The sequence below is a fragment of the Flavobacterium azooxidireducens genome (assembly GCF_023195775.1).
Lineage (GTDB): Bacteria > Bacteroidota > Bacteroidia > Flavobacteriales > Flavobacteriaceae > Flavobacterium > Flavobacterium azooxidireducens.
Window position 1 is genome coordinate 672,231 of the sequence record NZ_CP096205.1, and the last position, 20,679, is coordinate 692,909.

Sequence of the window (20,679 nt, forward strand, 5' to 3'; positions counted from 1 at the left end):
AGGTATATTCTTTAATCTTTCGATTAACCTTACTCTCTCTTTTTTTTCGATTAAACATTACTGTCTAATCGTGCTGTCAATTCAATATGTCTATGAACGTGTCTTCTTGTTTTTCTTAAATGCTCCTGCGATTAAAATCGTAAGCTAGTCATCTAAGCGGGTGCAAAAGTACAACTTCTTTTTGATTAGGCAAGCTTTTCGAAGAAAAAATTTATTTTTCTTTTTTTCTGACAAGTCTCGACTTGTCACTACACCTTTTTTTGTCGTTTGTGGAGGGCAAAGATACTACTCTTTTTTCTCTCCTACCAAATCTTTTTATAGATTTTTTTTAACTTCAATTTTCTGTAGAACGTCGCTCTGAATGCGGGTGCAAAAGTAGTACTCTTTTTGGGCTTTCCAAATCTTTTTTAAACTCTTTTTGAAAGTTTTTTTTAATGTGCTGGTTGTGAGATGGAAATACAAGAAAGTTTTTTTTGTTTCAAGTTTTAAGTTTCAGGTTTTGCCTGCCAAGGCAGGAGATTCCTATTTCGACTTCGTCATCTTGCGGAATGACAAAACTGAGACTGAAAACTATTTTCTCACAGAAAACACGGAATACACAGAATGGGATTGCTTCGCAATGGTTGTTTGCCACTAAGAAAGGCACGAAGCTTTTGGAAACTTGTCAAGGGGACGCGGATTGGACGGATTAGCTGAAGCTAAACGCGGATTGGGGCGGATTTTGATAGCTTCGCTATGATGGATTGGAGCGGATTGGTTTGGTAATCAATTGATATTGGTTGGAACGTGTAACTTGAAACCTGAAACTTCTTTTTACCACTGCTCCCCTAGCCCCGATTGAAATGGAAAGCCTTGTGAAGGATTGTTGTATTTTTTCTTGGCGAAAAAAAGCGACCAAAGGAAGCTCTTTTTTTGACTTAGGAAAAAACAACAAGACAAACAAGCTTGAAATGGAAAGCGGGAAATAGCTTCTAATAAATTAATCGAAACGGATTGCTTTTACGGGGGATATTTTGGTGATGATATAGGACGGAATTAATAAGACTATTAAACTAACTATAATTGTTCCGAGGTTGAGCAAGATGATGTAAAGCCAATTGAAATAGACCGGTGCTTCGCTGACGTAATAGTTTTCGGGGTTTAGTTTCACGATTCCGAATTGTTGTTGAATGAGCATTAAAGTAATTGCGATGACATTGCCCCATAGTAATCCGCGGAGGATAATGTGGAATGCGTTGTAGAGAAATATTTTTCTGACGGTCCAATTGTTTGCTCCAAGTGCTTTGAGGATTCCGATCATTTGGGTGCGTTCGAGAATGAGGACTAAGAGTGCGACGACCATATTGATTGTTGCTACGACAATCATGATGACGAGAATGACGAGGATGTTGAAATCGAATAGTTGCAGCCATTCGAAAATAAAATAATATTTTTCGATGATGGTTTTACTGTCGAGCATATAGGAGGTTTGTTCGTAGACTTCTTCTCCTTTTTGTTCTATTTTATTAAAATCGTCGATAAATATTTCGAAGGCTCCTACTTCGTCCGGTTGCCATTTATTGATTCGTTGAACGTGGCGAATGTCTCCCAGTATATAGGTAGCGTCAAATTCTTGAAATCCGGAATTATAGATGCCGGTAATTGTGAAAACTCTGAGGTTTGGCATTTCGTTACTATCTTCTTTCATAAAGAAAGTATTGAATTTATCGCCTACTTTGAGAAAAAGTCTGTTGGCCAAATACTGAGAAATGAGTACTTCGGGGTTTAATTGGTCTTTTACGTTTGGGATACCTCCTTCGACTATGTATTCATTTATATTGTCCCATTTGTAATCACTACCGACTCCTTTGAAAATGACTCCTTCGAAAGATTTTTCGGTTCTGATGATTCCGGCTTTGCTGGCTACAGCTTGGATATGATTGATTCCTTGTACAGATTTGAACTCGGGATAGAAGTCTTGTTTTGTTGAAACGGGTACTTTGCTGACTTCGGATTGATTGTCATCGAAATTAGAAACAATAATGTGTCCGTTAAAGGCAGAAACTTTTTGGCGTATTTTTTGTTGTAAACCCAAACCGGTTGCTACGGAAACAATCATCATGATGATTCCGATTGCAATGGCGGTGATTGCAATTTTTATTATTGGTTTGGATATACTACTTTTATGGTGTTTTGCGGTAGTTAATCTTTTTGCTATGAAATATTCTAAATTCAATGTTTATAATTTGAAGTTACGACAAAGATACACAAAGTTTTTTGCCACAGATTGCACAGATTTTTACAGATTAAAAAAATAATTATGAAATACAAAATAAGTACATATTTGATTCTGATAGGATGTTTAATTGTTACCGTTTCTTGTAGTAGCAAAACAAAAATGAATACAACTGAAGAAAGCAGTACGATTTCAGACACTACTACATTAAAACTTTCAATTAAGACCGGAGCAGAAAACTTTTCTGGTTATTTACCTTTATTGAAAGACAAAAAGGTTGGAATAGTAACTAACCAGACTGGTATTATATCTAAACTTAAAATTAATGCGACAGCAGTTCCTCAAAATACAACCTCTGAATTGACAAAAGTAAGTTTAGTAGATTTTTTGCTAGAACAAAATATTACACTCCAAAAAATTTATGCTCCCGAACACGGTTTTAGAGGAACTGCTGATGCGGGAGAATTAATTAAAGACGGAAAAGACACTAAAACCGGATTGCCGATTATTTCGCTTTATGGCGACAATAAAAAACCAAAACCGGAGCAATTAAAAGGAATTGATGTGATGGTTTTTGATTTGCAGGACGTTGGTGCGAGATTTTATACCTATATATCTTCTTTGCATTATGTGATGGAAGCTTGTGCGGAAAACAACATTCCGCTAATCGTGTTAGACCGACCAAATCCGAATGGAGGTATTGTTGATGGCCCAATTTTAGAAAAAGAATTTACAAGCTTTGTTGGAATGCATCCAATTCCGGTTTTACATGGCATGACAATTGGTGAATATGCCAAAATGATTAATGGCGAAAAATGGTTGAAAGATGGTATACAATGTAATTTGACTGTTATTCCTTGTTTGAATTATACTCATGAGATGACTTATGGTTTACCAGTCAAGCCATCGCCAAACTTACCTAATGATCAATCAATTAATTTGTATGCGAGTTTGTGTTTTTTTGAAGGAACAAATGTGAGTGTGGGTCGTGGAACGGAGAAACAATTTCAGATTTATGGTTCGCCTTTTTTGGCTAAAACTGATTTTAGTTTTACTCCGAAACCTAATTTGGGAGCAAAAGACCCGATGCATAATGGCAAGCTTTGCTATGGTGAAAATTTGAGTACCGTTCAAAAAGTAAATCGTTTGGAATTAAAATGGTTAATTAAAGCTTATAATTCAACTGCTGATAAAAAAACATTTTTTAATTCATTTTTTGTGAAATTGGCTGGAACAAAAAAATTACAGGAGCAAATTGAGGAAGGTGTTTCTGAGATTGAGATTAGGAAGAGTTGGGAGAAAGGGCTGGAGGAGTTTATGAAAGTGAGAGGAAAATATTTGATTTATTAAAGATATCTTTTGACTATCCCACGGTTAAAACCGTGGGTTTTGTTTGAAGTAGATTTCGTAAAAGCAAACCAATCATAAAGGTAGCTTCTCTTTCATTCGTTCTACAATATTATAAGCGGCAGGGCAAATTGCAACGTTTAACAAAGTTAAATCAGTGATTTGGTTGAACTTTTTTCGGTCGGTGTGTGGGAATTCACGGCAGGCTTTTGGGCGAACATCGTAGATAAAACATTTGTTATCGCTTTCTAAAAACGTACACGGAACTGATTTCAACACATAATCATTTTCCTCATCAATACGCAAATATTGGTCAATGAATTGTTGTGGTTTTTGTCGGAAATGTTTCGAAATTCGTTCAATATCGGCTGAAGTAAAAAGCGGCCCTGTTGTTTTGCAGCAATTGGCACAATCTAAACAATCAGTCTTTTTAAATTCTGCTTCGTGCAAATCTTGCATCACATAATCTAAATTTTTGGGCGTTTTCTTTTTTAACTTATCAAAATACTTTTTGTTTTCGATATGCTTATCTTTGGCAAGTTTAGCCAATGTGTCAATTTGAAAATGTGCCAATGTGTCAATTTTAGATTGCAAAGTTAAACAACTTTTAAACGCTTAAACTTCTAAACTCTTAAACTCTTAAACTTTTTATGAAAGATCTTTTTGGAAAAGCCATTTTAGATTACCAAACCGGAAATGATCCGCAGGATTTGATAACCGAAACTTCGATTTCTGAAGCAGATGAAATGAGTGTTGCTTATTTATTTCGTGATTTTGATGAAATGCCTAAAATCGAACAAAAAGCATTGGAACTTTCCAAAGGAAAAATTCTGGATGTGGGTTGCGGTGCCGGAAGTCATTCACTTTATTTACAAGAAAAAGGATATGATGTTACTTCGATTGATATTTCACCTAATGCTATCAAAGCTTGCGAATTAAGAGGTTTAAAAAAAGTAAAAGTGCAAGATGTCATGACATTGGAAAACGAAAAATTTGATACTATTTTACTTTTGATGAATGGTGCCGGAATGTGCGGAAGATTGAAAAACATCACTAAATTTCTACAGAAACTAAAAAGTTTGTTGACCGAAAATGGTCAGATTTTGGTAGATAGTTCCGACATCATTTATATGTTTGATGACGATGAAGATGGCGGAAAATGGATTCCCGGAGATTCAGAATATTATGGCGAAGTAGAATTTAAAGTTTCATATAAAGGTGAAACGGAGAAACCATTTGATTGGATGTATATCGATTATAATACGTTAGAAAATGCTGCAATTGCCAACGGATTGTCTTGTGAATTAATTTTGGAAGGTGAACATTTTGATTATTTGGCGAGATTGTGTTTTGAGTAGATTATAATCCTACGGTTGAAACGTTGGGGGTGGATTTGGATGTTAAATAATCCGGCGGTTGAAACGTTGGGGGTGGATTTGGATGTTAAATAATCCGGCGGTTGAAACCGTGGGTTTGGTTTGAATGTGATTGAAATTACTTTAATTAAATATAATCGGAATCTTCAATTCAACTCCAACAGGATTTCCGTTTTTGTGAGCAGGTTTCCATTTGGGAAAATTCTTTAATGCTCTTAAAATTTCAACGGCGGTATCCATATCATCAAATTTTAAAAGTTTGATCTTTTCCATACCTCCTTCCTTATTCACTAAAAAAGAAACCAATAATTTTTCTCCGGGTTTAATTTTGCTTTTATCAAGTCTTGCCATCAAATAAGTATAAAACATATCCATTCCTCCAGGAAACTCAGGTTCTAGCAGATCGGCATTGAGATAGACCTCATCCTCACCTTGAATTTGAGCTTGGGCAGAAGTGTTTACAAAAATCAATAGCAAAAGTAAAAACAAAAATCTCATCGAGAAAAATTATTGGTTTTAGAAATTTATTGCATGTATTTCATCATCATCGTTTGCAATCCCATTCCCCATTCTTGACCAACTGTTTGACCTTTATTATAAAGCACTTCAGTTTTATCAGTTAATTTTTTTCCTACCGGAGATTCATAGAATTTTAATAAAGCTTTAATTTCATCATGCGTAAATTCAGACATATACATATCGGCCATTTTACTCATTAAATCATTGATAGAAGCATCTAATTCTTTTTGAAATTCAGCTTTTTTTGCTTCAGGAATATTATTTACTAAATCTTTTGTAATCATTTTAAACGTGTTAGACTGACCACTCACTTCAAGATAATTAACCACGTCTTTTTTAAACGCTTCTTGAGAAAATCCAATTGTTGTAATCAATAAAAGTGCAAAAGTTAAAACTGTTTTTTTCATAATTTTTCTGTTTTGATTTATAAAATAATTTTAAGGAATATTCAAATATTTATGTGTTTGTAAAGATACTCTCCATTTTGGATTTTTCATTACATAATCTACGATTAACGGTGTCATTTCTTCTTTTTTGCTCCATTCCGGTTGTAAAAACAAAATAGCATTTGGGTTTACTTGAGCCGCTTGTTCTTCGGCAAAAATAAAATCATGTTTATTATAAATGATGACTTTCAATTCATTAGCCATATCATACGCACTTTGAACCGGTAATTTATTTTTCTTTGGAGAAAGACAAAACCAATCCCATTTTCCGGTCACAGGATAACATCCCGACGTTTCAATGTGAATTTTTATTCCGGCACTTTTAAGTTTATCGGTTAACGAATTCATATCCCAAGTAAGCGGTTCGCCACCGGTTATCACCACCGTATCCGAATATTTTTTAGCATTGGATACAATGATATCTGTTTCCGTGGGCGGATGAAGTTCTGCGTTCCAACTTTCTTTTACATCACACCAATGGCATCCCACATCGCAACCGCCAATTCGGATGAAATAAGCCGCTGTTCCTGTGTGATAACCTTCGCCTTGAATGGTGTAAAATTCTTCCATTAACGGAAGCATTTCTCCCTTTTCAACCGCTAATTGTATTTCTTTTTGGAGCATTTTTCAATTAAATAAGTTTGCAAAGATACGGAATTGGATGGTTGAATTATTAGATTTTTAGATTTTTGGATTGTTCGATTTTTAGATTGTTAGATTATTGGATGGTTAGATTGTTGGAAAATATACTGCTTTTTTAAAATGTTATTTTCTGAATCATTTCCTTTTAGTACATTTGAAATATAAATCTTAACATCATGAGTAAAGCCGAAGAATTCAGTAATCACATTATAAACGGATATGCCTGCAAAGGTGATTTTATAACACTTGGTGGTGCCATGTTAGACGGCGTTCCCGTTGGTGGAGAAGCACATGTAAACATCGCACTTAAAACCCTCAACCGTCACGGATTAATTGCCGGAGCGACCGGAACGGGTAAAACCAAAACCATTCAAGTGCTTTCTGAACAACTTTCTAAGAATGGAATTCCCGTTTTGATGATGGATATTAAAGGTGACTTTTCAGGAATTGCAATGCCTGGAATTGAACAATCTTTTATTACTGAACGTCATGGAAAAATTAATTTGGGTTATGAAACCAAAAGTTTTCCGGTGGAATTGATGACGATTTCCAAACAAAATGGTGTTCGCTTACGAGCAACTGTTTCTGAATTTGGACCTGTTTTATTCTCTAGAATTTTAGATTTAAATGACACTCAAGGTGGCGTTGTTGCTGTGATTTTTAAATATTGCGACGATCATCATCTACCTCTTTTGGATTTAAAAGATTTTAAAAAGGTTTTACAATATATTACGGAAGAAGGAAAAGCAGAAATTGAAAAAGAATACGGTAGAATTTCCACAGCATCCACCGGTTCTATTTTACGAAAAATCATCGAATTAGAACAACAAGGAGCGGATGTGTTTTTTGGAGAATTATCGTTTGATATTGATGATTTAATGCGAATTGATAAAAACGGAAATGGTTATGTAAACATTATCCGCTTAACCGATATTCAAGATAAACCGAAGTTATTTTCAACGTTTATGCTGAGTTTATTAGCCGAAATTTACAGTACAATGCCAGAACAAGGTGATGCAGGAAGACCGGAATTAGTGATTTTTATTGACGAAGCTCATTTGATTTTTGATCAAGCCAGTAAAGCATTACAAGATCAGATTGAAACTATCGTAAAATTGATTCGTTCGAAAGGAATTGGAATTTATTTTATCACACAAAATCCACAAGATATTCCAGCTGGTGTTTTGAGTCAATTGGGTTTAAAAATACAACACGCTATGAGAGCTTTTACGGCAAACGATCGGAAAGCAATTAAAATGACGTCTGAAAATTATCCTTTATCCGATTATTATAAAACCGATGAAATGATTACGCAACTCGGAATTGGTGAAGCATTTGTAACGGCGTTGAATGAAAAAGGAATTCCGACTCCACTTGTTGACACGATGCTTCGAGCACCAATGAGTAGAATGGATGTGTTAACTTCTCAAGAAATTGATAGTTTAATTTCTGAATCAAAATTAGCCAAAAAATACAACGAAGAAATTGACCGCGAAAGTGCTTTTGAAATTTTAGATAAGAAAATTACTGCTGCGGAAGAACAAGCTGCTAAAAAAGCTGAAGAAGTGGCAAAGCAAAAAGAAGCTGGTAGACAAGCAAAACAAGCTCCAACTCGTACAACTTCAACCCGAAGAAGCACGGCTCAAAATCCGGTTGTGAAAGTGTTGACGAGTGCTACTTTTATTCGAGGGGCTTTGGGGATTTTGAGTAAGATGTTTAAGAAATAAATTTGAAAATGTGTCAATGTGACAATTTGAAAATGAACATATGAAAGGATTTCTCACCATCGGATTACTCATACTTTCCAATATATTTATGACATTGGCGTGGTATGGCCATTTGAAATTTAAAGACTTGAAATGGTTTGAAAATGCCGGACTGATTACGATTGTATTAATCAGTTGGGGATTGGCTTTGTTTGAATATTTTTTTCAGGTTCCTGCAAATCGGATTGGATATGAAGGAAATGGCGGACCGTTTTCTTTATTACAATTAAAAGTAATTCAAGAAGTGATTACATTGGTTATTTTCGTCATCTTTTCAATGCTTTTCTTTAAAAATGAAACGTTTAAATGGAATCATTTTGTGGGGATGTGTTGTTTGGTATTGGCGGTTTATTTTATTTTTAGGAAGTGATAATGGCCACCAAGACACAAAGAAAAATAAGTTGATAAACTTTGTGACTTTGTGGCAAAAAAATAATTAATTTTTATGAAAAAATACTTAATTCAGAAATCGCCATTCATTGTTCCAACAACAGACGGAAAATTAATCGAAGAACATTTCGGGAAAGCTTCTGATGGCAATAGTGAAATTTCAATTGCTCATATGATTGCACCCCCGCATTGGAGTGAACCGTTTCAAACTCCTGAATTTGAAGAATACACATATATCATTAAAGGTAAAAAACAATTTATTATTGAAGACGAAGTAATTGTTTTAGAAGCGGGTCAATCGATTAAAATTGAGAAAAACACTCGTGTTCAATATTCCAATCCGTTTGATGAAGTATGTGAATATATTGCCATTTGTAAACCTGCTTTTGATTTTGAGAGAGTGCATCGGGAGGAAGCATAAATTATTTTGAAAGAAGCTGAATAATATTCTCTTCCACTTCTTTACTATCCCATTTCTCTTCAATATTCTCCATTTGCATCACTTCTTCCATAATTTTATTTTGGAAATCACCAATGGCCAGAGCTTCTGAATAAGGTTGCAAACTGAACGTTACTCTGCTGTAAAGAGGCATCCATTTTTCGGGATGTTTATCGGAAAACCATTTTTCAATTTTCTTTTGCAATAAGAATTTCTCATCTGCAGTTTTGGCACTCATTTCCATAAAATTGCGATAAGAAAGTTCGGCAATCGCATCGGCATTGGGTTTTCGCGATTTTTGGTATTCTTTAAAGATGGTTTCCCAATCGTTTCCGTATTTCGAAATCATTTCGTTCAACACCGTAATATCTTCAAAACCGGCGTTCATTCCGTGACCATAAAAAGGAACAATCGCGTGACACGAATCGCCAATCAAAGCCACTTTATCATTAAACGTCCAAGGATAGCATTGCATCGTGACCAAATAACTTTTTGGGTTTTTAAAGAAATCTTCCACCAAATCGGGAATCACTTCTTTGGTATCGGGGAAATATTTTGCAAAAAAATCAACTAAGGTTTTTTCGTCGTGTAAACTTTCAAAGGAATTTTCTCCTTCAAATGGCATAAATAAAGTGCAAGTAAACGAGCCATCTAAGTTAGCCAATCCCATCAACATAAAATTTCCGCGAGGCCAAATGTGTAAAGAATTTTTATCGATTTTATAACTACCATCCGCATTGGCCGGAATATGCAATTCTTTGTAACCGATGCTTAAAAATTTTTGCGAATAATCAAACATACTTTGGCGTTGCATGCGGTGGCGAATTCTCGAAAACGCACCATCGGCACCAAAAACTTTATCATATTTTAAATCGGTCCACTCACCTCTTTCGGTTTCTCCAATATGCAAAGTGGCATCGGATAATGTAACATCCCAAATACGGTGTTCAAAAAAGAATTCAACCCCTTCGGCTTCAGCCAAATCAATCATTTTTCGATTTAAAACACCACGGGAAAGTGAATAAATTGCTTCGCCTTCTTTACCATAATTTTGATAGGTAAGTTTTGAATCCTGTAAATGAATCGCTCGTTTATCAACCGGAATTCCGATTTTTTTAATTTCTTCGGTCAAGCCGATATCATCCAACGCTTTCCAACCCCGATTTGACATCACCAAATTAATGGAACGCCCTGAAAATTCAACCGTTCGAATGTCTGGACTGCGATCAAAAACGTGAACAGTATGACCTAATTTTTTGAGGTATATTGCCAATAAAGTTCCAACTAATCCGGAACCAACAACGGCAATTTTTTGAGGAGTTTGCATGAATGAATATCAAAAATTCAAGTACAAAAATAAGGATAATTGTTCAGTCAAATCTAAATAAAAGAAAATTTATGGTTTTCTGTTTTTTGTTGGTTTAAAAATTAACTTTCGTGAACTCGCTTCAATTTCCTCCTTATTCATTTTCATCTTTCTAAATTTCCCTTCATTATACATCGTAGCCTGATCGTCGTAATGTTTACTCAAAGGATTTCCGGATTGTCCTGTTGGGAGAATGCTCAAGCTATTTTCAATATCTGAAAAATCGATGATTCGTCGAGTGGATGGCCCTGATTTTACGTGATGATTACCTTCTTCGGTTAAAGTGAACATTAAATTATTGATGACTTCGTTGGAACCATTGATTTCAAACGAACCCACATTAAAATAACTTCGCAAAGCAGCCACTTCTCCCAATGGATGTTTGTGTTCTAAGGTATGCACTTTATTCCACGTCCAACCTGAAACTTGATTCCCTAATTGTTTTTCTAAATGAGCGATGGTTTGTTTGAATGAAAGAGAAATAATATCATTTCTAGATTCTTTTTTGTCTTTCGTCGAACGATTATCCCACCAAGGAGAAGCTTCATTAGCAATTTGAAAAGCAATCATTTGTTTTAAAATATGCGTGGATAACAGAATATTAAAACGGTCTTTTCCTAATTCATCTTCAAAGGTGTTTTTGAGATAATAAAACAGAAATTGATTGTAAATTGTCGGAGCCACATCGGTTAAACCATTGCTTCCATTCCAATTTTTCAATTGATTTAGAGCGATTTTTTCAGTTTCAGATAAATCGTTTTGATTGATTCCTGTTAAAATACTTTGAACAATTGAAGGAGCGACAGACGATTTATCATCATTAATCATTTTCATAAAATCTTCTTTCGTCCAATCATTTTTGGGTTCTAACAATTGAACGATTCGTTTCGCACGATCTTCCGGAAGGTAATAGCCCGGATATAAATAATCATCGATGGGTTCTACTTGATTGTTGGCAGAATAAACGTAATTCCAAGTAGGATTGATGGAATACGGATTTTCAGAAAAATTATAATATTTTTTCTGTTCATCTTCTCCGTTTGCACCATTTAAAATAAAATTCGGATTGACGTTTTCGGGCATTTTATATAATTTACCTGAAGTTATCCAAGCGATATTTCCTTTGGCATCGCCATACATAATATTTAATCCGGGAGCGGCAATCAATTCGATACTTTGATGAAAATCTTCTACATTTTTCGCGTGACAAAGTGAATAAACCGCATCCAAAATTTGATTTTTATGTTGCAAATATGTCCACCACATCGAAATGGGTTTGTCTTCTTTCAGTCCATCAACCAAACCATTTAGTAACGGACCGTGATGACTTTTTTTGACTTTTAAAACCACATCCGAACTGTCTTTTACTTTGATGATTTTTTCAATGATTTGATAATTTTTAAACCCTTCTTTTGTTAGGTATTGATTTTCATTTTCAGGATTATTGGTTTCCAAAAACAAATCCATATCATCGTTTTCAAACATAGTCAAACCATACGCATATTCACGATTGTGACCCAAAAGCGGAAACGGAGTTCCGGCCAAATAATAACCATACATTTCATAATCGGGTGTTACGATATGAGCTTCATACCAAGTGGCAGGTTGCGAAAAACCAATGTGTGGATCATTGGCAAACAACACTTTTCCACTTTTGGTTTTTTGTGGACCAACGACCCAACTATTACTTCCTATGAAAGGTGGAATGGGTGAATTTTCCAATAACGAAGCGACTGATTTTGAAATTTCGGAATAGGCTTCGGACTTCCCTTTAAAACTTTTTAGTTTGGTATGAGCCAAAGAGCCGTCTATACCAAAATCTTTTAGATAGTCCATTCCCAATTCATCACGAATATCGGTCATTAATGGATCCGATTTTTGAGCCATCGCAAAACTAAAGGACATATAGCCAAAAATATTATACACATCTTTGATGGTGAATTTTTCCTTCGGAACGCCTACTAATTGAAATTCTATTGGGGATGGCCCTTCATCTAAAAATTGATTAATTCCATCCAAATAGGCCAACGTTAATTGATAACTTTCGCTGTTTTTGTCCAATTGAGCAATTGCTTTTTCTGAATCTTCATCAATCCCTAAACCAGTAAAAAACTTGTCGTTTTTAAGCATCACCGAACCAAAAAGTTCAGATAATCTTCCCGGTGCAATTCTTCGCATTAATTCCATTTGCCACAATCGATCTTGAGCGTGTACATAACCCAACGTTGTCATTGCATCTTTTTGTGTTTGAGCATAAATGTGTGGAATTCCGTAATCATCAAAATAAACAGTCGTTTCTTTTTGGATGGAATTCAACGCCATTTCGCCATCGTATTTTGGTTTAAGATAAAAGCCGTAAATCAAAATAAAAGCTGCAATTAGAACCAAAATCAATAAAACGGAAAGCGAAATTTTTTTAAGAAGTTTCATAAAAATAAAAATCAATAGACAAATATACTAGAAATGTCTATTGATTAAAATGGATTGAATGATAAGTTTATCTTAATTTCCTCTACCGCCGCCACCTCTTGTTGTAGTCGGAGTTGTTGTTCCAGAACTTCTTTGAGCAGGAGCTGTGGATCTATTTTGCTGTCTGATTTGCTGCGTTCTTTCTCGAACTGCACGAGCATCAGGCTGAGGCAATCTTGTACTTGAACGTGTTTCTGCCGGAGCTACCCTTGGTGTTGAAGGAGTGGCTCTTGGTGTAGTTGGAGTCGCTCTCGGCGTTGTTGCCGGTGCTCTTGTATCAGACGGATTTCTTACCGCTGGTGCAGTTGTTGACGGTGTTTCTGCATTATTTCCCCTTGTACTTGTTTGAGTTGAATTTCCTCTCACAGTAGATTGTTGGGTTGATGATCCTCTAGTGGGTTGAACTGACGCAGACGACGTTCGTGGTCGAGTTGGTGCATAATGATTTCCACTTTGACCTCTAACGCCAATTGTTGCTTGCGTTGGCCATTGATTTCCTACCGCATATTGTTGTCTATGCATATTGAAATTATGATAAGGAGATGGTCCATAATAATCCATTAATCCAACTTTATAAGTGTTGTATAAATCATAATGTCCATAATGATTGGGTAAATAATAAGCACTTACCCATCGGTTTCCTCTCGGATAAATATACATCGATGAGTAAACATCGTAGTAAACCATCATATCCGGGAAATAGTAATATCTAACATCTTCATACCCTACCGGACCCCACATTGGCGGTGGTTCAGGCTGAGAAACTACGGCGGGACGGCTTGGTGCACACATCGTGAACAAAACCGAAATGGAGGCTAGTATAATTAAGTTTTTGAATCGCATAACTTTTGTTTTTAGTGTTACTATTTGATAGTATTCAAGAATAATACCAAAATGTAAATTGATAATAATCTATTAAAGTTACGATTTTACGTAAGCAACTCCAATATAAAGCTTTGAATTTAGTTTAACATTAACTTTTAAACTCAATTATCGAAGATACTTTTAAAGAAAAACCCCAAAGTAGTTCTTCACTATTTTGGGGTTCAATCATTTTATATAATTATTAATTTCTGGGAAAAACGATTTTCTCTCCCACATTCATTTTATTGTTTTTAGCTAACACTCCGCACATGTGAAATAACATTCGGGCACCCACATTGCCGTCCCAATCATCATTTTCTCCGGGTGCGACTTCTACTAAATCGAATCCGATGATTTCTTTATCGGTTTCTGCTAATCGACTTAAAAGATAAGTAGCTTGTTCAAATGAAAATCCGCCCGGAACCGGAGTTCCTGTATTTGGACAATACCAAGGATACATCCCATCAATATCAAAACTGATACAAACTTTCTGTGGTAAAGCGGCAATGATTTGATCACATTGCTGTTGCCACGTTTTACCTTCAAACGTTTCTCTTTTCAAATCCGAATCGGTGTGTACAACTACTCGACTGCCTTGTTGCTTCACGACATCCACTTCTTGTTCACAAAAATCACGAATTCCTACTTGAACTATTTTTGAAATATGTGGAATTTGTAATGCATTGTACATAATGGATGCATGCGAATAGGTAAAGCCTTCATAAGCAATTCTGAAATCCATATGAGCATCTAAATGAAGAATTCCGAAATTGTCGTGTTTTTCAGCTAAGGCTTGGTAATAACCAAGTGGTGTACTGTGATCTCCGCCTAAAAGCACAACTTTTTTTCCATGTTCTAACCAATACAATGTTTTTTGACGAACGGCTTCCACCATATCGGAACACGCATAATTGATTTTATCTAAACTTTTTTGCAAAGCCGGATGATGATCTAACATTGCTCCGCTTTCCAATGCTTCGATAATTGGAGCAGCTTTCTTTTTATATTTTTTTGAATTCTTTTTGATTCCTTTTGGTGATTCATCTAAAAAGATTCCTAATTTCCATAATTCAGGAAATTCTTGGTGATTTAAATCTACTTGAAATGAAGCTTCTAAAATTGCTTCTGGACCTTTTGATGCACCGGAACCATAGCTTACGGTTACTTCCCACGGAACAGGAATTACGATTATTTCGCTGTCTTCAATAGAAAAAGGTAAGCCAAAAATGGTGGCATCGGCTAAGCCTGGTTGGCTTGGATCGAAGGTTTTGAGGATTTCTTGTTTAGTCATTTGTTGGATTGTTCGATTGTTCGATTGTTGGATTGTTCAACTTTTAGATTGTTCGATTTTTAGATTGTTCGATTTTTGGATTATTCGATTTTTAGAAAGATTCTACAATCAAGGAATCTAATTATCTAAAAATCCAATAATCTAATTATCTTCTCTCACCGCAAAGTTGACATAAATTTAGCAATCATTAAAGTTATTTTGTGAAGTTCATCTGATAAAATTTTTAAATCATTATCATTTAAATATCCTACATCATTTGAAACTAATAATTGTGTTTCGATTTCATAACAAGAACCTAAAGCGTTTTCTAAAAAAATTAAAAAATGTTTGTTTGAAGATTTTGCTGAGCCTTCCGCAATATTTGAAGGAACTGAAATCGATGCTCTTCTTAACTGAGTTATTAATCCGAATCTTTCTGATTCGGGAAAACTTTGAGTCACTTTATAAATGGGTGTACAAAATTTTCTACTTAACTTCCAAATTTCTAAATCTTTGTATCTGTGCATATATTTTTTTTGATTGTTGGATTGTTGATTTTTAGATTGTTCGACTGTTGGATTGTTGGATTGTTGGATTATAAGAATTTTTCTAAAAATCTGACAATCCAAAAATCTATAAATCCTACTTACTAATTCCTTTCTTCAAGATTTGTCCGAATTCATACATGTCTTCAAAAGAACAGTAGAATGGTGCGGGTGCTAAACGAATTACGTTTGGTTCACGCCAGTCGGTGATAACGCCATTTACCATTAGATAATCAAACAAAGTTTTTCCTTGTCCGTGAAAATAAACGGATAATTGACAAGCTCTTTCTTCTTGGTTTTGTGGTGTGATGATTTCAAATTCGGTTCCGTCTATTTCCTCGTCTATTTCGTGAAGGATAAATTCAAGATAAGCCGTTAAAAGATTTCTTTTTTTGACTAATTTAGTCATTCCTACTTCGGCAAACATTTCTGCGGATGCTAAATAGGGTGCTAAAGATAGTATCGGTAAATTACTGATTTGCCAACCATTTGCTCCATATTCGGGTTCAAAGTGCGGTTCCATTTTGAAACGACGTTCTTTGTTATGTCCCCACCAACCGGCAAAACGTTGCAATTCAAAATCACCGTGGTGTTTTTCGTGAATAAAGCAACCCGATACATTCCCAGGTCCGGAATTCATATATTTGTAGCTGCACCAACAAGCGAAATCTACACACCAATCGTGCAATTGAAGTTCGATGTTTCCGGCTGCGTGAGCTAAATCCCAGCCGACAAAAGCACCTGTTTTTTGTGCTGCTTGTGTGATGGTTTTGATATCGAATACTTGACCGGTGTAATAGTTTACACCACCAATTAAGACTAATGCTAATTCGTCGCCTACTTCTTCAATTTTGGCTAAAATATCTTCGTGACGTATGTTGTGTTCGCCTTCTCTTCGTTTGATTTCGATGATGGCATCGCTTGGGTTGAATCCGTGAAATTTCACCTGACTTTGAAACATATATTGATCCGATGGAAATGCTTTTTCTTCGCAGATGATTTTATATTTTTTTTCCGTAGGTTGATAGAAGGAAACCATCATCAAGTGAAGGTTGACGGTTAACGTATTCATTACCGTGATTTCGGAAGGTTTTGCTCCAACGATTTCACTTAATGGAATGGCAAATCGTTCGTGATAATCCCACCAAGGTTTGTCGGCATAAAAGTGACCTTCTACGGCGAGGCGTGCCCAATCGTTCATCACTTCGTCTACGTAGGTTTTGGTTCGTTTGGGTTGTAATCCGAGTGAATTTCCGGTGAAATAAATGACGTTTTTGCCATTTATACTTGGGAAATGAAACTCGTCACGGTACTTAAAAAGTTCGTCTTGTGCGTCTAATTGTTGTGCAAATTCGCGGGTATTTTGAAATTCCATTCAGTTGTTTGTTTGTGTGGTAAAGATAGTAATTTTTTGGATTGTGGGGAAAGGTCGCGACCTGTCCGTACGAAGAAATGTGTAGGGACAAGTCGCGACTTGTCCGTACGAAGAAATGTGTAGGGACAGGTCGCGACTTGTCCGTACTGCAAATTTTATGAAAATAAGGAATGAGGATATTTATTTTAAAAATGAATTTTGGATTGGAGCACGAATTGCGTGAAGGATTGAAGCGAAAAGCCCGGAACAAAAAAATGCCAATTTTCTAAAGCCAAAAAAGCGACCAAAGGAAGCTCTTTTTGGGTTATAGAAAATGGCATTTTTTGTGAGGACTTGCAGCGGAAAGCCTGACCCGAAGCTTGCGGAGGGACACGCCCAAATTATTTTTAAATGTATTGAAGTGTTCGCTCTAATGCCATTCCGCGTGAGCCTTTGATAAGCAGGAATGAATTTTGAAATGGATTGCTTTTTAATTGTGCTGCAAATTCATCGAATGTTGGAAAGAAATGCAGGTGTTGATGATTTTCTTTTACGGCATAAAATTCTTTTCCGATTAAATAGCAGTTGAAATTGGCGGTTGAACTTAGTTTTTTTATAATATTTTTATGTTCTTGAGGGCTTTCTTCGCCCAATTCGAACATATCTCCCAAAACGGCAATTTTTGTTTTGTTTTCCAGTTGAATGAAATTTTGTAAAGCTACTTCCATGCTACTCGGATTTGCGTTGTAGGCATCGAGAATGATTTTATTACTGTTTTTATGAATGATTTGAGAGCGATTGTTATCTGGGTTATAATTTTCTAACGCTTGCTTAGAATCATTGATTACAACGTTGAAGTATTTTCCAACCGTAATTGCAGCAATGATGTTGGTTGCATTGTATAACCCAATTAAATTGGATTGGATTTCGATTTCGTTGTAGTTTACTTTTACAAAAGGATTTGCTTCTACGTTTTTGATGAAAACAAAGCTATCCGGATTTGAGGTACTAAAAGTGATTTGCTCCATTTGAGCTGTTTTCTCTGATTGGATTGGATCATCGAGGTTTACAAACACTTTTTTGTTGTGTTGAGATAGATAATCATACATTTCTGATTTCCCTTTGATAACTCCTTCTACTCCTCCGAAACCTTCTAAATGTGCTTTGCCGAAATTGGTGATGTAACCATAATCGGGTTGAGCGATTTTGCATAAAAAGTCAATTTCTTTTTGGTGATTGGCTCCCATTTCTACTATACCTATTTCGGTTTCTTTTGTAAAAGACAGAAGTGTTAGCGGAACACCAATGTGATTGTTTAAGTTACCAAGCGTGGATTTAGTGTTGTATTTTTGGGATAGAACAACTTGAAATAGTTCTTTGGTTGTAGTTTTTCCGTTACTTCCGGTTAAGGCGATAATGGGTAAATTTAAATAGTTTCTATGAAACTTAGCCAACTCTTGTAAAGTTTCTAACGTATTTGAAACTAGAATTGTTCTTTCATCTAAGAAAAATTCTTTATCATCTATCAAAACATAGGATGCTCCTTTTTCCAACGCTTCTTTGGCAAACGAATTTGCATCAAAACTAGTTCCTTTAAGAGCAACAAAAAAGGAATTTTTTTCTATCCTCCGTGTGTCGATTGAAACGGAAGAACATTCTAAAAAACGAGCATGAATTTGTGAAATATCCATAAAACAAAAAGTGTTTTAAAAATAAAAAGCCCTAAAAAAGGGCTTTTTGTATTATTCAATAAAGGAAATTATCGCGTTGATTTTGGTTTTCCTTTAGCAGTTTTCTTGTTAGATTTTGGTCCAACTTTAGACATTGCACAACGGAATCCGATGTCGTCTGTTGCAATATCTTGTGGGAAGAATCTTCTTTGAGCAGGATCTAACCAATAGGCTCTATCTCTCCAAGAACCTCCTTTATAAACTCTCACGTTATCATCGATAAGTGTTGTTCTTTTGGAAGATTTATCGTATTTTCTAACCATTTCAGATGAAGCACTGTCAACAGTAACTTGATGTTTTGGAGAATCATACATTTTATTCTTTTCGCTCACAGTATCATCACCTTCTTCTTCTGAGCCGAATTTGTAGAAACGAATCGATTGTTTGTCTCCGTCACGGTAGTTTCTGTTATCACTTTTGTCGAAATTTTGTCTTAAATAAGTTTCTTTTTCGTCAACAGGAACTTGAGCAATTTGACCCGGAAGATTTCTAGCAATGATTTTTCCGTTTGCTAAAGTATCATAAACGATGTTTTCGGAAGTAATTAATTCCACTTTTCCGTCTTCACCAATTTTATTTTTCATGTAAACGTTTCCACGGTAATAGTTGAAGTCATTAGCTTCATCATCTACTCTAGGTCTGTAAACATCGGCAACCCATTCGTTCACATTTCCGGCCATGTCATATAAACCAAAATCATTTGGAGGATAAGATTTTACTACTTGAGTGATATCTGCACCGTCATCAGACCAACCTGCAATTCCGCCGTAATCACCTTTTCCTTGTTTGAAGTTGGCTAACTGATCACCTTTTACTTGTCTTTTTCCTGAACGTGTGTAACTACCATTCCATGGATATTTCTTTTTACCTTGGTATAAGTTATACTCTCTGTTTCCAACATTAGCAACAGCAGCGTATTCCCACTCTGCTTCGGTTGGAAGTCTATATTCTGGTTGAATTAGTCCGGAAGAACGTGTAGCATAAACATTTTTAGCTTCAGATGAAGCTCCGTCAGGTCCAGTAGTTGCTTTTGCACGACCACCTTTGCCTTTTAGTACAATTTCTTCATCGCCACCAAATGTCTGCGAAGGTGTGTTGATATACGTTTCTGTGCTAAATGATTTTTCTGCAGTTGCATCGGTTAATTTTGCATCTTTTTTAAGGTATTTGTTTTTTTCCAAAATATCCTCATTAACACGGTCTGTTCTCCATTTACAGAATTCAACCGCTTGAATCCAATTTACACCAACAACAGGATAGTCCTTGTAACCGGGATGTCTCAAATAGTTGTTTGTCATGGTTTCATTATAACCTAAACGATTTCTCCATACTAATGTATCCGGCAAAGCACCATTATAAATATTAGTATAGTTTTCGTCATTTGGATCGAAGATTCTTTTTAACCAATCTAAGTACTCCATATACATTAGGTTGGTAACTTCACTTTCATCCATAAAGAATGATTGAACGTGTTGCTGGTTTGGAGTGTTATTCCAATCATGCATTACATCGTCCTGAACTTTTCCCATAGTGAAAGTTCCACCTTCAATAGCAATTAAACCGGGGGCAGCTGCTTGCTTTTTGAAGTTTGATGCGTACTGAAAACCACCTTTTTTATCGTTGATTTTCCAACCAGTTGCTGTTGACGAATTTTTTGAGCTTGAATTTTTACTACAACTAGTAAAACCAAACATCACTATCAATCCGAATAGCAATCTTAATGTCATAATTTTGTTTACTTTCATACGTCAAGTAGGTAATAAATTTAGAGCCGCAATATACTAATTAACCTTTATATTACAACAGATTTTTAAAATTTTTGTCAAAAGAACAAAATTATTGTCTTTTTAACAAACCTATAACGCAAAAAAATTTTGTTTAGTATAAATTAAAACTTTGCAAAATATGTATATCTTGTAATAAATTTGCATCCGTTACGTT

Annotated in this window: 18 protein-coding genes; 5 read left to right on the forward strand and 13 right to left on the reverse strand. The window is 35.4% G+C overall.

The annotated features are described in order from the left end of the window. Positions 1-979: 979 nt before the first annotated feature. On the reverse strand, positions 980-2,215 hold the full coding sequence (locus M0M57_RS03045; RefSeq protein ID WP_248435258.1) for an ABC transporter permease: 1,236 nt from the start codon (positions 2,213-2,215) through the stop codon (positions 980-982). 84 nt (positions 2,216-2,299) lie between these two features. Between M0M57_RS03045 and M0M57_RS03050 the strand changes: the two genes are divergently transcribed. Continuing rightward, positions 2,300-3,565, forward strand: a complete 1,266-nt coding sequence (locus M0M57_RS03050; protein WP_248435260.1) for an exo-beta-N-acetylmuramidase NamZ family protein — start codon at positions 2,300-2,302, stop codon at positions 3,563-3,565. A gap of 72 nt (positions 3,566-3,637) precedes the next feature. On the opposite strand, the gene M0M57_RS03055 is transcribed toward M0M57_RS03050, so the two are convergent. Further along, complete coding sequence (locus M0M57_RS03055; protein ID WP_248435262.1) at positions 3,638-4,135, reverse strand: YkgJ family cysteine cluster protein; 498 nt, start codon at positions 4,133-4,135, stop codon at positions 3,638-3,640. Positions 4,136-4,212: 77 nt separating this feature from the next. Between M0M57_RS03055 and M0M57_RS03060 the strand changes: the two genes are divergently transcribed. Beyond that, positions 4,213-4,920 (forward strand): class I SAM-dependent methyltransferase, encoded by a 708-nt coding sequence (locus M0M57_RS03060; RefSeq protein ID WP_248435263.1) that lies wholly within the window; start codon positions 4,213-4,215, stop codon positions 4,918-4,920. Positions 4,921-5,061: 141 nt separating this feature from the next. On the opposite strand, the gene M0M57_RS03065 is transcribed toward M0M57_RS03060, so the two are convergent. From M0M57_RS03065 to M0M57_RS03075, 3 genes are read right to left on the reverse strand one after another with little or no spacing between them, the layout of a single operon-like run. Beyond that, positions 5,062-5,436: an energy transducer TonB gene (locus M0M57_RS03065; protein ID WP_248435264.1), complete on the reverse strand. Its 375-nt coding sequence runs from the start codon at positions 5,434-5,436 to the stop codon at positions 5,062-5,064. Positions 5,437-5,462: 26 nt separating this feature from the next. Further along, on the reverse strand, positions 5,463-5,864 hold the full coding sequence (locus tag M0M57_RS03070; RefSeq protein WP_248435265.1) for a DUF2059 domain-containing protein: 402 nt from the start codon (positions 5,862-5,864) through the stop codon (positions 5,463-5,465). A gap of 30 nt (positions 5,865-5,894) precedes the next feature. Next, the gene (locus M0M57_RS03075) at positions 5,895-6,527 is read right to left on the reverse strand and encodes a 7-carboxy-7-deazaguanine synthase QueE (protein ID WP_248435266.1); all 633 of its coding nucleotides are present in this window, start codon (positions 6,525-6,527) and stop codon (positions 5,895-5,897) included. 194 nt (positions 6,528-6,721) lie between these two features. Between M0M57_RS03075 and M0M57_RS03080 the strand changes: the two genes are divergently transcribed. From M0M57_RS03080 to M0M57_RS03090, 3 genes are all read left to right on the forward strand, one after another. Next, on the forward strand, positions 6,722-8,272 hold the full coding sequence (locus M0M57_RS03080; RefSeq protein WP_248435268.1) for a helicase HerA-like domain-containing protein: 1,551 nt from the start codon (positions 6,722-6,724) through the stop codon (positions 8,270-8,272). A gap of 40 nt (positions 8,273-8,312) precedes the next feature. Continuing rightward, positions 8,313-8,681: a DMT family protein gene (locus tag M0M57_RS03085; RefSeq protein WP_248435270.1), complete on the forward strand. Its 369-nt coding sequence runs from the start codon at positions 8,313-8,315 to the stop codon at positions 8,679-8,681. 75 nt (positions 8,682-8,756) lie between these two features. After that, positions 8,757-9,122, forward strand: coding sequence for a cupin domain-containing protein (locus M0M57_RS03090; RefSeq protein WP_248435272.1), 366 nt, complete (start codon positions 8,757-8,759; stop codon positions 9,120-9,122). Position 9,123: 1 nt separating this feature from the next. Here the strand turns inward: M0M57_RS03090 and M0M57_RS03095 are convergent, their stop codons facing one another. The 8 genes from M0M57_RS03095 to gldJ form a co-directional block, all read right to left on the reverse strand. Further along, positions 9,124-10,467 (reverse strand): FAD-dependent oxidoreductase, encoded by a 1,344-nt coding sequence (locus M0M57_RS03095; protein ID WP_248435274.1) that lies wholly within the window; start codon positions 10,465-10,467, stop codon positions 9,124-9,126. Positions 10,468-10,536: 69 nt separating this feature from the next. Next, on the reverse strand, positions 10,537-12,936 hold the full coding sequence (locus M0M57_RS03100; protein ID WP_248435276.1) for a penicillin acylase family protein: 2,400 nt from the start codon (positions 12,934-12,936) through the stop codon (positions 10,537-10,539). Between the two features lie 72 nt (positions 12,937-13,008). After that, positions 13,009-13,818 (reverse strand): hypothetical protein, encoded by an 810-nt coding sequence (locus M0M57_RS03105; RefSeq protein ID WP_248435278.1) that lies wholly within the window; start codon positions 13,816-13,818, stop codon positions 13,009-13,011. 223 nt (positions 13,819-14,041) lie between these two features. Then, positions 14,042-15,130 carry an agmatinase family protein gene (locus M0M57_RS03110; protein WP_248435280.1) on the reverse strand — a complete coding sequence of 363 codons (1,089 nt, stop codon included), beginning with the start codon at positions 15,128-15,130 and terminating at the stop codon, positions 14,042-14,044. A gap of 155 nt (positions 15,131-15,285) precedes the next feature. Next, positions 15,286-15,636, reverse strand: coding sequence for a four helix bundle protein (locus M0M57_RS03115; protein ID WP_248435282.1), 351 nt, complete (start codon positions 15,634-15,636; stop codon positions 15,286-15,288). Positions 15,637-15,751: 115 nt separating this feature from the next. Next, positions 15,752-17,029 carry a kynureninase gene (gene kynU / locus M0M57_RS03120; protein ID WP_248435283.1) on the reverse strand — a complete coding sequence of 426 codons (1,278 nt, stop codon included), beginning with the start codon at positions 17,027-17,029 and terminating at the stop codon, positions 15,752-15,754. 386 nt (positions 17,030-17,415) lie between these two features. Beyond that, positions 17,416-18,699, reverse strand: a complete 1,284-nt coding sequence (locus M0M57_RS03125) for a UDP-N-acetylmuramoyl-tripeptide--D-alanyl-D-alanine ligase (protein WP_248435285.1) — start codon at positions 18,697-18,699, stop codon at positions 17,416-17,418. A gap of 68 nt (positions 18,700-18,767) precedes the next feature. Then, positions 18,768-20,483 carry a gliding motility lipoprotein GldJ gene (gldJ, locus tag M0M57_RS03130; protein WP_248435287.1) on the reverse strand — a complete coding sequence of 572 codons (1,716 nt, stop codon included), beginning with the start codon at positions 20,481-20,483 and terminating at the stop codon, positions 18,768-18,770. Positions 20,484-20,679 lie beyond the last annotated feature (196 nt).